Here is a 17051-nt window from a genome sequence, read left to right as displayed (position 1 = left end):
AATAAAAGGGTAAGCGGCGGGACCACGCGTACCGGGGAGGCGTTTCATTCCCGAGGACCTGTATATACAGGTGGGCGCCAGGTAAGTGGACCAGGGTCCAAACAGAGCCAGCTCCCTCGGAATTGCTTAAGGCCACTGGAATTTAGCCCATGTCGAATACAGCAGTACCCGCCTGCTTGCGCATATAGGCCCCGTGCCCTGTCCGAACAAGGGACAAAGCGTCTGGACAGATGTTCACCCCTTGTTCATATTCGAGCCATGACTGATCTGCTGCAACCGGGGCAACGGCTGGCGCGGGGCGTGTGCCGCCATCTGCGCAGTCTGGATTTCGCCTGTGTCGAGGAATTCACCCCGGACCGGGGCTTGCGCGTCGATGTGATGGCGTTGGGCCCCAAGGGCGAGCTCTGGGTGGTCGAGTGCAAATCCAGCCGGGCCGATTTCACATCCGACAGTAAATGGCAGGGCTATCTCGACTGGTGCGACCGGTATTTCTGGGCCGTGGACAGTGCCTTTCCCTGCGACCTGCTGCCCGAGAATACTGGCCTGATCCTGGCCGATGCCTATGATGCCGAAATCCAGCGGATGCCGGATCTCCACAAGCTGCCCGCTGCGCGTCGTCGGGCCCTGACACAGCGCTTCGCCCGGGCCGCTGCCTTGAGGCTTCAGGCCACGCGCGACCCGGAGATGACGCTGGCTTGACCGGCTTGCCGCCTCGGCCCCCGCGGTCTACCACGGGAAAAAACGGGAGCGGATCATGCCTGAACCAAGCTATCTCGACACCGCACGGGGCCGCCGCCTCGCGTATCACCGGACCGAAGGCATCGGGCCCTTGGTGGTGTTTCTCGGCGGGCTGAAATCGGACATGGAGGGGGCGAAAGCACTCCATCTCGAAGCCTGGGCGCAGGGCAGGGGACGCAATTTCCTGCGCTTCGACTATTCCGGCCATGGCCAAAGCAGCGGCGCGTTCGAGGACGGCTCCGTCGGGGAATGGGCGGAGGACGCAGCGGACATGCTTGCGGCCATGCCCGACGACCGGTTGGTTCTGGTGGGGTCCTCCATGGGCGGATGGGTGTCGCTGCTCATGGCGCGCGGGCTTGGGGCCCGGGTCGCAGGGCTTGTGACCATCGCCGCGGCCCCTGATTTCACCGAAGACGACTGGTGGGGCGGCATGACCGAGACCGAGAAGGCCGAAATGGCGCGACTGGGCCGGATCGAACGCCCCTCGGACTATGACGACAGCCCCTACATCATCACTCGCAAGTTCATCGAGGATGGCCGCCGCAACCTCGTGTTGCGCGACCCACTGCCCTTGTCCATGCCGGTCCGGTTCCTCCATGGCACCGGCGATACGACCGTGCCCACGGCCCTCGCCTTGCGGTTGTTGGAGCACGCCGAGGGTCCGGACATGCGGCTGACCCTTGTGGACGGGGCCGATCACCGCTTCTCCGACGAGACCTGTCTCGCGCTGATCACAGACACCGTTGAAGAGGTGCTTGTCCGCATCCCTTAGCATAGCAATTTTGCAATCGTATGCATTTTGACTTGAGGCACCGCGCCAAAACCTTATCCTCAGGTTAACACCGCAGGTCTGGAGGGGATATGGCCGAGTATCTGAAGCGAGGAAAATCCGAAACCGAGCGCGCCGAGGACGACGCGCGCACGCAGGCGACCGTGACGGGCATCCTGCAAGACATCTCGACCCGCGGGGATGCCGCCGTGCGGGATCTGAGCGAGAAGTTCGACGGTTATACGCCACAGGCCTTCCGGCTGTCGCCCTCCGAAATCGAAGCAGCGATGCAGAAGGTCACCACCCGCGAGATGGGCGATATCCGGTTCGCCCAGGATCAAATCCGCAACTTCGCGCAAGTCCAGCGCGCCAGCATGACTGATGTGGAGGTTGAAACCATTCCCGGTGTGATCCTGGGCCACAAGAACATCCCCGTGAACTCCGTGGGGTGTTATGTGCCCGGGGGCAAGTTCCCCATGGTGGCCAGCGCCCATATGTCGGTGATCACCGCCAAGGTGGCTGGGGTGAAGCGCGTGGTCGCCTCCGCACCGCCCGTGAAGGGCGCGCCGCACCCGGCCATCGTGGCGGCCATGCATGAGGGCGGGGCGGACGAGATCCTCGTGCTCGGCGGGGTGCAGGCCGTCGGGGCCATGGCTCTCGGAACCGAGAGCATTGCGCCCGTGGACATGCTCGTGGGGCCGGGCAATGCCTTTGTCGCCGAAGCCAAGCGGCAGCTTTTCGGGCGCGTGGGAATTGATCTGTTTGCCGGGCCGACCGAGACATGCGTGATCGCCGACGACACCGTGGATGGGGAAATGGTGGCGACCGACCTGCTTGGCCAGGCGGAGCATGGCTACAACTCTCCTGCCGTTCTGATCACCTGCTCGCGTAAACTGGCCGAGGATACGCTCTCCGAGATTGACCGCCTTCTGGCCATCCTGCCCACCGCCGAGACTGCGCGTGTCAGCTGGGAAGACTACGGCGAGGTGATCCTTTGTACCGACTATGACGAGATGCTGCGCGTCGCGGACGACGTTGCGTCGGAACATGTGCAGGTCATGACGGACCGGGATGACTGGTTCCTCGATAACATGACCAACTATGGCGCGCTCTTCCTCGGCCCGCGCACCAACGTGGCCAATGGCGACAAGGTGATCGGTACCAACCATACCCTGCCGACGAAGAAGGCCGGGCGGTATACCGGGGGGCTTTGGGTCGGCAAGTTCCTCAAGACCCATAGCTACCAGAAGGTGCTGACCGACGAGGCGGCGAAGCTCGTGGGCGAGTATGGCTCGCGGTTGTGCATGCTGGAAGGCTTCGTCGGTCATGCGGAACAATGCAATGTCAGGGTGCGCCGCTACGGCGGGATCAACGTGCCCTATGGCGAGGGCGCGCCCTACCGTGACGCCGCCGAATAGGGCCGACGCGCCGCGGGCAGCCCGGGCGTTGCTCGCGCCGCTTCGGGCGGCGCTTTACCATGATCTGGGCGGGGCTGCCGGGTCCGGGACTACCGTGTTCGCCCCGCAGGCACGTATCCGCCTGTGTCACCCATTCGGCGATGTCACCGGCTGGCAGGGGCTTTGGCAAACCGCGCTCGGCCCTTTGGCCTCTGCCATGCCTGATGGCGAACGGCGCGACCAGATCGTCCTCGCCGGACAGGACCATGACGGCGCGCTCTGGCTCGGCTGTGCGGGGCTCTATCTCGGGACGTTCATCGCTCCGTTACTGGGTATCCCTCCGACCCGGCGCGTGGTCCACATGCGCTACCACGAGTTTTTCCGCATTGCGGAGGGGCAGGTGGTCGAGATGCAGGCGGTCTGGGACCTGCCGGAGATGATGATGCAAGCCGGGGTCTGGCCGCTCTCGCCCAGCCTCGGGCGGGAATGGTGCGTACCGAGCCCCGCTCCGGGCGACGGGCTCGGGCCTCACACGGGCGACGGAGCGCAGGCGTGCGCCCATGTCGTCGCCATGCTCGCTGCGATGATCCGCCACCCGCAAGAAGGCGGCCCGGAAGTGATGGAGTTGGACCGTTTCTGGCACCCCAGGATGATGTGGTACGGCCCGGCCGGTATCGGCACCGGGCGCGGGATCGACGGGTTTCGCCGTCACCACCAGATCCCGTTTCTCAAGGCAATGCCCGACCGGGGCCAGCAGCCGGAAAAGACAACCTCCCATTTCTTTGCCGAGGGCGCCTATGTGGGCGTGACCGGCTGGCCGAACATGGCCCAGACCCTGACCGGGGACGGCTGGCTCGGCATTGCGCCTGCCGGGCAGGAGGTCACCTTGCGCTCGCTGGATTTCTGGCGGCTGGAGGAAGGGCTGATCCGCGAAAACTGGGTGCTCGTGGATCTTCTGGATCTTTATGCGCAGATCGGTGTGGATGTGCTCGCGCGCATGGCCGAACTGCGCGATTGAGCGGAGTAATCGGATGCGCAAACCTCGCAGCTACACCGCCCTCGAGGATTTGGGCCGGATCAGACTTAGCAGATATTTTGCCTTTCGAGACTTTCTTGGCTCGGAAATTGGCAATTTCCATCAAATATCCAGTATTCCTGATGATCCCGACCTTGCGGTCAAGGCCGGGCAGGCGCTGGCGGAAAACCTGCTCGATCCACTGGTCGAAACCTTCGGGCCGATCGACATCCGCTCCGCTTATCGCGCGCCGAACCTGAACCATTTCGGGGCGACGCAGGTCAAGCCGCAGAAATGCGCCGCCAACCCCAAGAATTACGCTGGTCATATCTGGGACCGGCGCGACGTGACGGGGCGGATGGGCGCCTGTGCGTCCGTCTCGATCCCGTGGTTCGCGCGGCGCTATGCCGAGGGGCGGGATTGGCGCGACCTGGCCTGGTGGCTCTGGGATCACCTCGACTTTCACGAGGTCTATTTTTTCCCCAACACCGCCGCTTTCAACCTGACCTGGCGGGAGGCCCCGCGCAAACGCATCCTGTCGTACATCCGTCCAAAGGGGCTTCTGGCGTCGCCGGACCACCCTTCGCCGCGTGATCGGGCTGCGCACTACGCGGACTTCCCCGCTTTTCGGGGCATCGAATATCCGCGTTGACCCCTCGACAGGCTGGCGGGCGCAGGGTAGCACTTGGGACTGCATAGGAATGCAAGCTCAGGTGGTCCCATGTTGCCCCGCACCCCTTCGTTTCGGCTGGACGGCCAGCGCGCCCTCGTCACGGGGGCATCGCGGGGCATCGGACTGGGGTGCGCTGTCGCTCTGGCCGAGGCCGGGGCCCATGTGGTGATGGCCGCGCGTGGACAGGCCGAGTTGGACGCCGCTGCCACGGAGATGCGCGCCGAGGGCTGGTCGGTGGAAACCGCCGTACTGGACATCGCGGACCTGGACGCGCAGGCCGAATTCTTCGGCGCACAGGCGCCCTTCGATTGCCTTGTGAATTCGGCAGGGCTGGCGCGCCATTCTCCGGCACTCGATACTCGCCCCGAGGATTTCGATGCGGTGATGTCTGTCAACCTCCGTGCAGCCTATTTCCTCGCCACCAACGCGGCCCGGACCATGCCCGACGGCGGCAGCATCGTGCAGATCAGCAGCCAGATGGGCCATGTGGGCGGGCTGGACCGCGCGGTCTACTGCGCCTCCAAGCACGGCGTCGAAGGCATGACCAAGGCCATGGCGCAGGAATTCGGCCCCCGCGGCATCCGCGTCAACAGTCTGTGTCCGACCTTCATTCGCACACCGCTGACCGAGGCGACCTTTGCCGACCCCGAAAAGCGCGCCTGGATCATGGGCAAGATCAAGCTGCCCCGCGTCGCCGAGATCGAGGACATCATGGGCGCGGTCGTGTTCCTGTGCTCCCCGGCCAGCGCGATGGTGACGGGAACCGGCCTTCTGGTCGATGGCGGCTGGACCAGCGGCTGAGGATGGCGCGGGACCGGGTCACATCGCTGGACGTCGCGCGGGTTGCGGGGGTCAGCCAGTCCGCGGTCAGCCGGGTCTTCACCCCCGGTGCATCCGTCTCGCCCAAAACCGCCAAGAAGGTCCGCGCCGCCGCCGAGGAGCTGGGCTACCGCCCGAACGTGCTTGCGCGGTCGCTCATCACGGGCCAGTCAAAGATCATCGGGCTGGTGGTCGCCTATCTCGACAACCAGTTCTACCCGGACGCGCTGGAACGCCTGTCCATGGCGCTGCAGGATCGTGGCTATCACATCCTCGTTTTCATGGCCTCCGGCACGGGCGCGCAGGTGGACCGGGTGATTGGCGAACTGCTGGATTACCAGGTCGACGGTATCATCACCGCTTCGGTCGGCATGTCGGACGAGTTGACCAAACGCTGCAACTCCGCCGGCATCCCCGTGGTGATGTTCAACCGCGGCCAGGATGATGCGCGCCTGTCTTCCGTCACCTCGGACAACTTCACCGGCGCGCGCGAGATCGCCCGCTTTCTCGCAGCGGGCGGGCACGAACGCATCGCCCATATCACCGGCTGGACCGGGTCGAGCACCGGACGCGACCGAAAGGCCGGGTTCCTCGCAGGGCTCGAGGATGCAGGCCTCGCCGCTCACGGTATCGTCGACGGGCACTACCGGCGGGCGGAGGCGCAAGCGGCTGCGCACGCGCTCTTTGCAGGCGCGGCACCACCGGACGCGATCTTCGTCGGCAATGACCACATGGCGTTTGCCGTGATGGACACCGTGCGCGGGGAGCTGGGCGTCAGGATCCCCGAGGATGTGTCCATCGTGGGCTACGATGATGTGCCGCTGGCGGATTGGGGCGCGTACCGGCTGACCACATGGCGGCAACCTTCGAACCGCATGGTGGCCGCGACAGTCGAGCTGCTGCTGGGGTTGATCGACGATGCGGACCGCGCGCCCGAAAAACTGGAAATCGCAGGGCGGCTGATCGTGCGCGACAGCGCGCGGGTGCCCGCGGATTGGAGTGAAAATGCAAGGGTTTGACCCGAAATTCCGGGATTTTCCCGACTACATCATCGGCATCACCAAGGAGATCTGGGAAGATCGCGGCATCGCGACCCTCCATCACTATTACGCGCCGGATATCGTCGTGCGGTCCCCGGCCTCGGTCGTTATCGGCAACCAGGGCGTGATCGCGGCCACCATGGCGACACTGGCGGAGTTTCCCGACCGCACCCTGCTGGGCGAGGATGTGATCTGGTCCGGAACGCCCGAGGAGGGGATGCTCAGCTCCCACCGCCTGTTGAGCACCGCCACCCATCTGGGCGACGGTGTTTACGGGGCGGCCACGGGAAAGCCGCTGGTCTACCGGATCATCGCGGATTGCCACGCGCGCAACAACCAGATTGATGACGAATGGCTGATCCGGGATCAGGGTGCCATCGTGCGCCAGATGGGGTGGGAGCCGAAAGCCTTCGCCGCCGATCAGATCGCGCGCGAAGGTGGTCCCGAGGTCTGTGTCAAACCCCTGACACCCGCGACCGACCGGGTGGGGCCCTACACCGGGCGCGGCAATGACAATGAATGGGGCGCGCGCTATGCCGATCTGCTCACGCGGATCATGGGCGCGGATATGGCCGCCATTCCAGAGGGTTATGACCGGGCCTGCCAGTTGGAGCATCCCGGGGGCCGCACCGGGCATTCCTTCGGCGCGGCGGATCGGTTCTGGATGGGGCTGCGGGCGTCCTTTCCGTCGGCCGAGTTCCGGATCGAGCACCAGATCGGGCGCGAGGACCCCCAGATGCCGCCGCGCGCGGCCCTGCGCTGGTCGCTCCACGGGCGTCACGATGGATGGGGCGCGTTCGGTCCCCCCACCGGGGCGGAGGTCTACATCCTGGGGCTCAGCCATGCGGAGTTCGGCAGCCTTGGTGCCGCCGCACCGCGCTTGCGCCGGGAACACGTGATCTATGACGAGACGGCGATCTGGAAGCAGATCCTGCTCGCGACCGGATGACGGGCATGGCGCGATCGCAGCTCGTTCTGGCCTGCCGTGGCGCGAGGCCTGTTCTGTGGGTCTCCCCGCCAAGGAGCCTTCCGTGACGTTCCCTCCAATTCTGTCCAGTCTCGCAGCTGCCGTGCTCACTTTGACCGGTACCGCGGTTTGCGCCGAGACCTGGAACTTGCGCAGCCATGATGACGGGTCCTTCTTTTTGCACAGCATGAGCGGCCCTGCGGGAAGCTTCGCTCTTGAATGCGGGGAAAAATCGGTGCGCGGCCTGTCACCATTGCAGACGGGCAATACCACACCGCGGGTCACCCGCGCCGACGCGCTCCGGATCGGTTTCGGCAGCGCAACCTTGGGTTTGCCGCGGTCCGAGGGCAGCCGCAGCGACGTGATGCTGGTGGTCGGCAGGGCGGGCTTCCAGTTGCCGGAGTTGATCTGGGACGAGCTTGACGGCTCCTGGGGGGCGGAGCTGTCGGCCACCGATCCCGCCTTCACCGAGATCGCGCAGGCGGAGGTATTCGGCATCTATACGGCGTCTGACGCGCAGATGCGGACGCTCTCGGCCGTCGGTTTCGGTTCGGTTCATGCCCGGCTGCTCCAGAGTTGCGCGGCGGGCTTTGCGGCCATCGGTCAGCCTTGGGTTGTCGGCTTGCCGGAGCCGGCAGCCCCTTGGCAGGCCAATGGAACGGAGGCGCGTGCCCGCACGGCCCTGACCGAAGGCTGCAATGGGGCGTTCGATCTGGAACCATCTGCGCTCCTGCGCGGCCAGATCGACGGGGACGGGATCGAGGATGTGGTGCTGGACTGGGGAAGCGTGACCTGCCGCTCCGGTCCGGCGCGCCCGTTCTGTGGCGCCGCCATGTGTTCGGTGGATGTGTTCCTGAGCGCCCGGAGCGGAGCGCCCGAGACCCTGTTGGCGCTCGGGGTGCGGCTGCAACCGCTGTCGAACGGGCTACAAGGGGTTGCGACGGGCGGGTCACTCGCCATGTGCCAGGACCGCGGCGGCGGATCGTGTGAATTCCTGTGGTACTGGACCGGCACCGGTCTGGAGGAGCTGCGCTAGCCGCACCTGACCACCACCGAAGCGATACCGGACTACACCTTGAGGGAGAGACAGATGACAGCCATTCGCACAACCCATGTGGGGAGCTTGCCGCGCAGTCAGGAGGTCGTCGATTTCATCTTCGCCCGCGAGCAGGGCGCAGAATATGACACCGATGCCTTCGCGGCGGCGATGACGCGGGGATGTGAGGAAACCGTCGCCAAGCAGGTCAAGGCAGGGATCGACGTGGTCAGCGATGGCGAGACCTCGAAGATCAGCTATGCCACCTATGTCAAGGACCGCTACACGGGCTTTGCCGGGGACAGCAAGCGCAACGCCCCCGCGGATCTCAAGATGTTCCCGGCCTTTCTCGAACGGCTCAAGGACGAAGGCGGCACGCCCACCTATGCCCGGCCCATGTGCGTGGGCGAAGTGCGTTCCAAGGGGCAGGGGGAGCTGCAGACCGACATCGCCAACCTCAAGGCCGCGATGGCGGCCCATGGCGCATCCGAGGGCTTCATGAATGCCGCCTCGCCCGGGGTCATCTCCCTGTTTCTGCAAAACGATTTTTATCCCACCCGGGACGCGTATCTTGCCGCGCTGGCCGACGCCATGGCCGAGGAATACCGCACCATCGTGGAGGCGGGGCTCTACCTGCAGCTTGACTGCCCGGACCTCGCGCTGTCGCGGCACATGCTTTTCAACGACTTGACCGATGATGAGTTCATCAAGATCGCCGGCGCCCATGTGGAGGCTCTGAACCACGCGCTTGCGGGGATCGACCCGGCCCGGGTGCGGGTGCATATCTGCTGGGGCAACTACGAGGGGCCCCATGTCTGCGATATCGACATGGACAAGGTCTTCGGCACGCTCATGGGGGTGTCGGCGCAGCAGCTTCTGTTCGAGACCTCCAACCCCCGCCATGCCCACGAATGGACGGTATTCCGGGACCGCAAGGCCGAGATCCCGGAGGACAAGATCCTCGTGCCCGGGGTCATCGACAGCACCACGAATTTCGTCGAACACCCGGAACTTGTCGCCCAGCGGATCGAACGCTTTGCCGGGATCGTCGGTGCGGACCGGGTGATCGCGGGATCGGATTGCGGCTTCGGGACCTTCGCCGGGTTCGGCGCGGTGGATCCGGACATCGCCTATGCCAAGCTCGCCGCCCTCAGTGATGGGGCGCGCCGAGCCTCCGCACGGTTGGGCTGACGCCTGGGTCCGAACACGAAAACGCCGCCCGGCGAGATCTGCGGGGCGGCGTTTTTCATTTCGGCTCCAAGGCGGCGAGCCGCAGGACGGGTCAGCTCGCGGCTCTCCCGGCATTCTTGTTCGCGGCTGTGGGCGCGACGTCGCTGTTGGCGTCGATGAATTCCAGCACCAGAGGACGGATGTTGTTCCGCCAGGACCGTCCCGCGAAGATCCCGTAATGGCCCGCACCCGGCTCCAGGTGGCTTGCCTTTTTCGACTGCGGCAGGCCGGTGCAGAGGTCCAACGCGGCGACACATTGGCCAGGGGCCGAGATGTCGTCGTCCATCCCCTCGACGGTTTTCACCGCGACGGTCGTGATCTTGCCGATATCCACATGCACGCCGTTGACCACGAATTCATTCTTCGCGATTTCGCGGTTCTTGAAGATCCGCTCCACGGTCGAAAGGTAGAATTCCGCAGTCATGTCCATTACGGCGAGATATTCGTCGTAGAACCGGTTATGCGCGTCGTGATCGGCGGCTTCTCCCTTGGCGGCCCGCACAACCTGGTCCGTGAAGGCCTTGGAGTGGCGTTCGGCATTCATCGACATGAAGGACGCCAGTTGCAGCAGCCCGGGATAGACCATCCGACCCACACCCGCGTATTTGAACCCGACCCGTTGCAGCATGGTCTGCTCCAACTGGCCCATGGTCACGCGGTTGCCGAAATCGGTCACCTCGGTCGGGGTGGCGTCCGGATCGATCGGCCCGCCGATCAGCGTCAGCGACCGCGGCTGGGCGTCCGGCTCTTCGGCGGCGAGATAGGCCGTCGCGGCCAATGTCAGTGGCGCGGGCTGGCAGACCGCGATGACATGGGTCTCCGGCCCCATCACCTTCATGAAATCCACGAGGTAGAGGGTATAATCCTCCACGTCGAACTTGCCTTGAGACACGGGGATGTCGCGCGCGTTGTGCCAATCGGTGATGTAGACTTCGCAATCGGGCAGCAGGCTCAGCACGGTGGAGCGCAACAGGGTCGCGTAATGCCCGGACATCGGCGCCACGAGCAGAACCTTGCGGCGTTTCTTCGGCCGACCGAGCACGTTGAACCGGATCAGGTCACCGAAGGGGCGGGCAACCACGATTTCCGTCTCGACCAGGTGATCGCGCCCATCCTCGGCCACGACGGAGCGTATGCCCCAGTCGGGTTTCGTGACCATGCGCGCAAAGGTGCGTTCCGTGACCTCACCCCAGCCTGCCAGTACCTTGAAAAAGGGGTTCGGAACCATGCCGGTCACCGGGTACGATGCCATGGCTTTCGCGGTCGCCCCCAGCCATTCATTGGTGTTTCGCGCGCTTTCCATAAGATCGTAGGTCACGAGGTACTTCACGACGTCTCCTTAACTTCCGGTCGCCCGGATCAATTCGTCGCTTTGCCCCCCCGTGCAGGCGACGATACTGTCAGGTTGCGGAACATACGGGGAAAGCGGTGGTATGACAACTGAGTCGGGCGGGCGGGAAGTCGCAGGATTAGAAATGGGTGAAAATCTCGAAAAACTGAATGCGAATGTTGCGAAAATGGAAGAGCTTTCGCAACGATTGGTCCGGGCCATCTCTCAGCGGGAGGCGCATGACCAGGGTCTTCAGGGGCCTGGAACCGACGTCTACATGAAGGCCGCGAGCGCTTATGTGGCCGAGGTGCTCAACAATCCGGCCAAGCTGATGGAGCACCAGGTCCAGTACTGGGGCAAGACGCTCAAGCATGTGGTCGAAGCGCAACAAATGCTGGCCAAGGGTCAGCTGAAGGCGCCCCGTGACGAACATGCGGGCGATCGCCGCTTCAAGAACCCGCTTTGGGATACCCACCCGTATTTCAACTTCGTCAAGCAACAATACCTGATTTCTGCGGAATCGATCGAGAAGGCGGTGGCCGATCTCGACAACCTGGAGCCCAACGACAAGAAGCGGGTGGAGTTCTTTTCCAAGCAGATCGTCGATCTGTTCTCGCCTGCGAATTTCCTGTCCACCAATCCCGATGCGCTCGAGAAAGCGGTGGAAACCAACGGCGAGTCCCTGGTGCGCGGGCTGGAGAATCTGGTGCGCGACATCGAATCCCATCAGGGCGAGCACCTCGTCACCCTGTCGGATCCGTCCGCCTTCACCGTGGGCGAAAACCTCGCCACGACGGAAGGCTCGGTCGTCTATCGCAACCGGATGATGGAATTGATCCAGTATGCGCCCAAGACCGAGACCGTCTGCAAGACGCCGCTGATCCTGTTCCCGCCCTGGATCAACAAGTTCTACATCCTCGACCTGAAGCCCAAGAACTCCCTGATCAACTGGATCGTCGAGCAGGGCTATACGCTTTTCGTGGTCAGCTGGGTCAACCCGGACGAAACCTATGCCGATGTCAGCCTCGATACCTATGTCGAGGAAGGCTACATGACCGCCATCGAGGAAGTGAAGAAGATCACCGGCGAGAAACAGGTCAATGCCGTGGGTTACTGCATCGCGGGCACGACTCTGACCTCGGTTCTGGCTCTGATGAACAAGCGCGGCGACAAGTCGGTGCGTTCGGCGACCTTCTTCACCACCATGACCGATTTCGAGGATGCGGGCGAGATGGCCGTGTTCCTCGATGACGATTTCGTCGACGGGATCGAACGCGAGGTCGCGAGCAAGGGCTACCTGCATTCGTTCTTCATGTCGCGGACCTTCTCCTACCTGCGGGCGAACGACCTGGTCTATGGCCCCGCGATCCGCAGCTACATGATGGGCGAGGCGCCGCCCGCCTTCGACCTTCTGCACTGGAACGGGGACAGCACGAACCTGCCCGGCAAGATGGTGGTGCAGTACCTGCGTGACCTGTGCCAGGGCAACAAGCTGGCCAAGGGCGAGTTCGAGCTGTGCGGCGAGGTGCTGTCGCTCAAGGACATGAAGACACCGGCTATGGCCATCGCTTGCGAGACCGACCACATCGCCCATTGGAAAGGCAGCTTCAACGGCTTCAAGCAGTTCGGCAGTCGCGACAAGACTTTCATCGTGTCGGAATCCGGGCATATCGCCGGCATCGTCAATCCGCCGAGCAAGATGAAATACGGCCACTATACCAATGACGGCCCGATGGAAGATCCCGAGACCTGGCTGGCCTCGGCCGAGTATCACGAGGGTTCCTGGTGGCCGCGCTGGTCGGAATGGCTCAAGCGCCGCTCCGGGGCGCAGGTCCCGGCCCGGCAACCGGGCGATGCGACTCACCCAGCCCTCGCTGCGGCGCCAGGTGAATACGTCGTTGCGCGCGTAGATGGTTGATATCAAAGGAAATAAAAAATACTGCAGCGCAGCAATTTAAACTTGAATTGCTGCGCTGCAGCGTCTATATCATTGGTCAGACGCACGAAACACCCGGCGGTCGGGTGCAAGCGCCCAGGAGATAGACCAATGGCTAAAGCCGAAGATTTCACCAAGTACATGTCCGACTTCATGGCATCGTTCCCGATGGACACCTCCGCCATGACCGACGCATTCAAGAATTCCGCCGCTCTGAGCGAGAAGCTGTCGAAAGTGGCTCTGGAAGCTGCCGACAAATCCACCGAGATCTCCACCAAGTGGACCAAAGAAACGATCTCGAAGCTGGGTGATGTCACTGCCGCCAAGACCGAGCCGACCGACTACACCAAGGCGATGACCGACTTCGCTTCCGCGCAGGCCGAGATGGCTTCCGAGAACATGGCGGCCTTCGCTGAAGTCGCCAAGAAGGTTCAGATGGAAACCGTCGAGCTGATGCTGGCTGCCGGCAAGGAAGTTCAGGAAGAGACCACTGCCGCCGTCAAGAAGGCGACCGCAGAGGCCACGACCGCTGCCAAGAAAGTTGCTGCTGCGAAGTAAGCACGACCAACAGAACACCAACCTCCTCCCAATCTGGTGTTCCGTTAGAGAGGGTGGGCTTCATGCTCACCCTCTTTTTTTGCCCATGCAGCGGGTGGGGCATAATGCTGCATCGCAGAATTTGTCTTTGGTTCAGAGCATAGCCTCCCTTAGACTGACCCTATCGCAATGCCCACGTCAGAAGGGCCGCATCCAAGGACACAGACCATGGCAAACAATGACGACTTCACGAAGTACATCACCGACATGCTCAGCGCGTACAAGATGGACAACTCCACCATGACCGACGCGTTCAAGAACAGTGCCGAGTTGGCCGACCGGATGTCCCAGGTGGCCCTCGAAGCAGCAGAGCGCGCCAACGATGTCTCGGCCCAATGGGCCAAAGACACCCTGTCGAAGATGGGCGATGTCTCGGCCTCCAAGGACGCGCCGGCAGACTATACCAAGGCGATGTCCGATTTCGCAGCCGCGCAGGCAGAGATGTCCGCCGAAATGATGTCCGCCTATGCGGAGATCGCCAAGAAGGTGCAGATGGAAACCGTCGAATTGCTGATGTCCGCCACACAGGACATGCAGGCCAACGTGAGCGCGGCCCAGCCCGGCGCCAAGAAGGCCGCACCGCGCAAGCGCAAGTAACACCGCACCCTCCTGTGCCCCGGGTATGCGTTCGGGCGGGCCCTGTGCCCGCCCATTTTCATGCGCGGGTTTCTCTTTCTTTTTCTGCACACGTGCCCTAAAGTTTTCTGCACCGCCAAAACAAGGAGGGGGTTGTGGCAGAAACCGGAAAACCGTTGTTGATCAAACGGTACGCGAGCCGACGTCTCTACAACACGGAAACGAGTGACTATGTCACGCTGGAGGATATCGCGAAGTTCATTCGCGAAGGCCGCGAGGTGCAGATCGTCGATCTTAAGAGCGGCGACAACCTCACCCGTCAATATCTCCTTCAAATCATTGCAGAACATGAGAGCCGTGGCGAGAATGTCCTGCCAATCTCGGTGTTGACCGACCTGGTGCGGAGCTATGCGGGGCAATCCACCTCCGTGGTGCCCCAGTTCCTCGCGGCGTCCTTCGAGATGCTGCGCGACAGTCAGGAGAAGATGATCAACAACCTCGGGGGCATGCCCAATCCCATGGTCGCCGTGCCGGGTTTCGAGCAGATGCAGAAACAGCAGAAAGCGTTTCTCGAAACAATGATGGGCGGGTGGACACCTTCCAGCACCATGCCGACCGAGGAGGCGAGCGAAAAGCCCGAGGACTCCACAGCCGATATCGACGATATAAAGCGGCAATTGGCCGACCTGCAGAAGAAGCTTTCCGGACTGAACTAGGCATGATCCGAAAGTGGTCCGGCCGCCGCGCCGTGCCCGCGCGGGATGGTGTCGACCTTGGCGCATAGTGGCAAATTCACGCTTTGGGGTGTCGAGGTGTTCCTCGCCACCGCGGAGGAACGTGCGATCTCTGCGGCAGCACGCCGTCTGGGCGTGAGTATCTCGGCGGTCTCACAGCAGCTCACGAACCTCGAGGCCGCACTGGGAGTGGACCTTCTGGACCGTTCCGCGCGGCCCATGGCCCTGACACCGGCGGGGCGGCTGTTCCGTGCCCGGGCCCAGGCCATTCTCAACGAGGCCGAGCTCGCCCGGATGGAACTGGCCCGAACCGGCAGAGGGGCGGTGCCCCGAATCCGGCTGGGGGTGATCGAGGATTTCGATGCCACCGTGACCCCGGGTGTCCTGCTCGACCTGGTCGCGCAGTTGCCGCGCAGCCGCATCCGCCTCGAAAGCGGCGCGAGCCATCGGTTGCTCGACCTGCTGGACAGTCGCGGGCTGGATATGGTCGTCGCCACCGAAGTGGCCGCGCCGCCCCCCTGGATGGATGTGCATCCGATCCTGCGCGACCCTTTCGTGCGGGTGCTACCGAAATCCGCAGGGCCGCAGATCGAGTACATCAAGTACACCAGCCGCCATGTCATGGGCCAACAGATCGAGGCGCATCTCGCCCGCCACGGTCAGCCGTCCGATGCCCGGTTCGAACTCGACAGCTACGCGGCGATCCTCGCGATGGTGGCGGAGGGGCGCGGCTGGACCATCCTGACCCCGCTCGGGGTAGCCTCGGCGCAGCGCTTCCTCGGGCAGGTCGATCTGGAACCCCTCGACACCCCGCCGCTGGCCCGCACCATTTCCGTCATGACACGGCAGGATGTCCTGCTCGACATGCCGGAACGCGTGGCCGAGACCCTGCGCGCGCGCGTCGCCGCGGCGGTGGTCGATCCGCTGCTGGCGCGCTGGACTTGGTTGCGGGGCCAGCTCGAGATGCTCTAGGCGCTCAGCCGCTGGGGCTCCTTCACCGCGAAAATCCCCTCCCGCAGGATCGCAATGATCGTATTCAGCTCGTCCGGGGTCAGCCGTGCGGGCAGGCGCAGATCGCAGGCCCGCATCAGCATCTCGCGCGTCTTGGGCAACTCCGGCTGATCCCGCAGGAATTGCCAGTTCCAATAGGCCCGTGCATTGTCGGCGCTCATCCCGAACACCTGCACCGACAGGCCATGGGTCTGCGTCGCCGCGCAGAACGCCCGGACCTCTGCGTCGCTCAAACCCACAAGGTTGAACTGGATCGAATCCGGCGCGCGGGCTTCTCCGGGCAGGGGGCTGGGCACCTGCATCCAGGGCAGCGCGTTCAGGGCGGCGGCGACATAGTCGTGATTGGCGCGCCCGTCCCGCACCCGGCGCGGGATTTCCGCCAATTGCGACCGGATGATCGACGCCGACAGGTTGCCCAGCCGCGTGTTGTAAAGCGGCAGCTGGTTCTGCCACCGCGCGCAGGCCGAGCCGATGCCCGGGTGTTTCTTCCACGCATGCTCATAGGCGCCGGACATGATGATCGCCCGCGCGGCCAGATCCGCATCGTCGGTGATCAGGATCCCCCCTTCGCCCGCATTCACCAGCTTGTAGGACTGGAACGAGAAACAGCCGATCCGCCCGATCGTTCCGATCTTGCGCCCCTTCCACACCGTGCCCAGGGAATGGGCCGCGTCCTCGATCACGGGGATGCCGCGCGCATCGGCCAGCGCCATGATCGCGTCCATGTCCGATGTGTGCCCGCGCATGTGACTGATCAGGATACAAGCGATGTCTTCGGTCAGCTTGGCCGCGAAATCCTCCAGGTCGATCCGGTAATCGGCGCCCACCTCGACCAGCACCGGTGTGCAGTCCGCATGCACCACCGCCGAGGGCACCGCCGCGAAGGTGAAGGCCGGGATCAGCACCTTGGCCCCGCGCGGCAGGTCCAGCGCCTTCAAAGACAGGAACAGCGCCGCCGAACAGGATGCCACCGCCACGGCATAACGGCTTCCCATCATCTCGGAGAATTCCTGTTCCAGCAGGGAGACAGGCGCATTCTCCGGCGCGGTATAGCGGAACAGATCACCCGATTGCAGCAACCCGTCGATCTCGGCACGGGCCGCGGCAGGGATCGGCTCGGCATCATAGGTGTTCGGGGCGATAAGGGTCATGTTGCGCCTTTCCTGAAAAGTCATTTCAGGAA

The 17051-nt window shown here is 63.7% G+C and carries 17 protein-coding genes and 1 other RNA gene; 15 read left to right on the top strand and 3 right to left on the bottom strand.

Features of this window, described 5'->3' with window-relative positions:
* Positions 1-15: 15 nt before the first annotated feature.
* A non-coding RNA gene (gene ssrS / locus DSHI_RS21750) (6S RNA) lies at positions 16-171 on the bottom strand.
* A gap of 87 nt (positions 172-258) precedes the next feature.
* Here ssrS and DSHI_RS11405 point away from each other — a divergent pair.
* The 10 genes from DSHI_RS11405 to DSHI_RS11360 all read left to right on the top strand — a co-directional run bounded on the left by DSHI_RS11405 (position 259) and on the right by DSHI_RS11360 (position 9645).
* Positions 259-699, top strand: a complete 441-nt coding sequence (locus DSHI_RS11405) for an MmcB family DNA repair protein (protein WP_012178911.1) — start codon at positions 259-261, stop codon at positions 697-699.
* Positions 700-754: 55 nt separating this feature from the next.
* Positions 755-1510, top strand: a complete 756-nt coding sequence (locus DSHI_RS11400; protein WP_012178910.1) for an alpha/beta fold hydrolase — start codon at positions 755-757, stop codon at positions 1508-1510.
* A gap of 89 nt (positions 1511-1599) precedes the next feature.
* Positions 1600-2925 carry a histidinol dehydrogenase gene (hisD, locus tag DSHI_RS11395; protein ID WP_012178909.1) on the top strand — a complete coding sequence of 442 codons (1326 nt, stop codon included), beginning with the start codon at positions 1600-1602 and terminating at the stop codon, positions 2923-2925.
* Complete coding sequence (locus DSHI_RS11390) at positions 2888-3922, top strand: ester cyclase (protein WP_012178908.1); 1035 nt, start codon at positions 2888-2890, stop codon at positions 3920-3922. The genes hisD and DSHI_RS11390 overlap by 38 nt, the downstream gene beginning before the upstream one ends.
* Positions 3923-3935: 13 nt before the next feature.
* Positions 3936-4571: a hypothetical protein gene (locus DSHI_RS11385; RefSeq protein WP_012178907.1), complete on the top strand. Its 636-nt coding sequence runs from the start codon at positions 3936-3938 to the stop codon at positions 4569-4571.
* Between the two features lie 69 nt (positions 4572-4640).
* Positions 4641-5393 (top strand): SDR family NAD(P)-dependent oxidoreductase, encoded by a 753-nt coding sequence (locus DSHI_RS11380; protein ID WP_012178906.1) that lies wholly within the window; start codon positions 4641-4643, stop codon positions 5391-5393.
* A 2-nt stretch (positions 5394-5395) separates the two neighbouring features.
* On the top strand, positions 5396-6430 hold the full coding sequence (locus DSHI_RS11375; protein WP_012178905.1) for a LacI family DNA-binding transcriptional regulator: 1035 nt from the start codon (positions 5396-5398) through the stop codon (positions 6428-6430).
* Complete coding sequence (locus tag DSHI_RS11370) at positions 6417-7400, top strand: nuclear transport factor 2 family protein (protein ID WP_012178904.1); 984 nt, start codon at positions 6417-6419, stop codon at positions 7398-7400. Before DSHI_RS11375 ends, DSHI_RS11370 begins: the two co-directional genes overlap by 14 nt.
* A 253-nt stretch (positions 7401-7653) precedes the next feature.
* Positions 7654-8454, top strand: a complete 801-nt coding sequence (locus DSHI_RS11365) for a hypothetical protein (RefSeq protein ID WP_157865319.1) — start codon at positions 7654-7656, stop codon at positions 8452-8454.
* A gap of 54 nt (positions 8455-8508) precedes the next feature.
* On the top strand, positions 8509-9645 hold the full coding sequence (locus DSHI_RS11360) for a cobalamin-independent methionine synthase II family protein (RefSeq protein ID WP_012178902.1): 1137 nt from the start codon (positions 8509-8511) through the stop codon (positions 9643-9645).
* Positions 9646-9736: 91 nt separating this feature from the next.
* On the opposite strand, the gene phaZ is transcribed toward DSHI_RS11360, so the two are convergent.
* Complete coding sequence (gene phaZ / locus DSHI_RS11355; protein WP_012178901.1) at positions 9737-11014, bottom strand: polyhydroxyalkanoate depolymerase; 1278 nt, start codon at positions 11012-11014, stop codon at positions 9737-9739.
* 103 nt (positions 11015-11117) lie between these two features.
* Between phaZ and DSHI_RS11350 the strand changes: the two genes are divergently transcribed.
* From DSHI_RS11350 to DSHI_RS11330, 5 genes are all read left to right on the top strand, one after another.
* Complete coding sequence (locus DSHI_RS11350) at positions 11118-12932, top strand: PHA/PHB synthase family protein (RefSeq protein WP_012178900.1); 1815 nt, start codon at positions 11118-11120, stop codon at positions 12930-12932.
* A gap of 129 nt (positions 12933-13061) precedes the next feature.
* A complete protein-coding gene (locus DSHI_RS11345; protein WP_012178899.1) occupies positions 13062-13508 on the top strand; it encodes a phasin family protein in 447 nt (148 codons plus the stop codon).
* Positions 13509-13715: 207 nt separating this feature from the next.
* A complete protein-coding gene (locus DSHI_RS11340; RefSeq protein WP_012178898.1) occupies positions 13716-14144 on the top strand; it encodes a hypothetical protein in 429 nt (142 codons plus the stop codon).
* A 134-nt stretch (positions 14145-14278) separates the two neighbouring features.
* Complete coding sequence (gene phaR / locus DSHI_RS11335) at positions 14279-14839, top strand: polyhydroxyalkanoate synthesis repressor PhaR (RefSeq protein WP_012178897.1); 561 nt, start codon at positions 14279-14281, stop codon at positions 14837-14839.
* Between the two features lie 48 nt (positions 14840-14887).
* On the top strand, positions 14888-15829 hold the full coding sequence (locus DSHI_RS11330; RefSeq protein WP_340214005.1) for a LysR family transcriptional regulator: 942 nt from the start codon (positions 14888-14890) through the stop codon (positions 15827-15829).
* Here the strand turns inward: DSHI_RS11330 and DSHI_RS11325 are convergent.
* Positions 15826-17019: a DegT/DnrJ/EryC1/StrS family aminotransferase gene (locus DSHI_RS11325; protein WP_012178895.1), complete on the bottom strand. Its 1194-nt coding sequence runs from the start codon at positions 17017-17019 to the stop codon at positions 15826-15828. The genes DSHI_RS11330 and DSHI_RS11325 overlap by 4 nt on opposite strands.
* Positions 17020-17051 lie beyond the last annotated feature (32 nt).

The sequence above is a fragment of the Dinoroseobacter shibae DFL 12 = DSM 16493 genome, from assembly GCF_000018145.1.
GTDB lineage: Bacteria > Pseudomonadota > Alphaproteobacteria > Rhodobacterales > Rhodobacteraceae > Dinoroseobacter > Dinoroseobacter shibae.
This window is presented reverse-complemented; position numbering and strand designations above follow the sequence as displayed.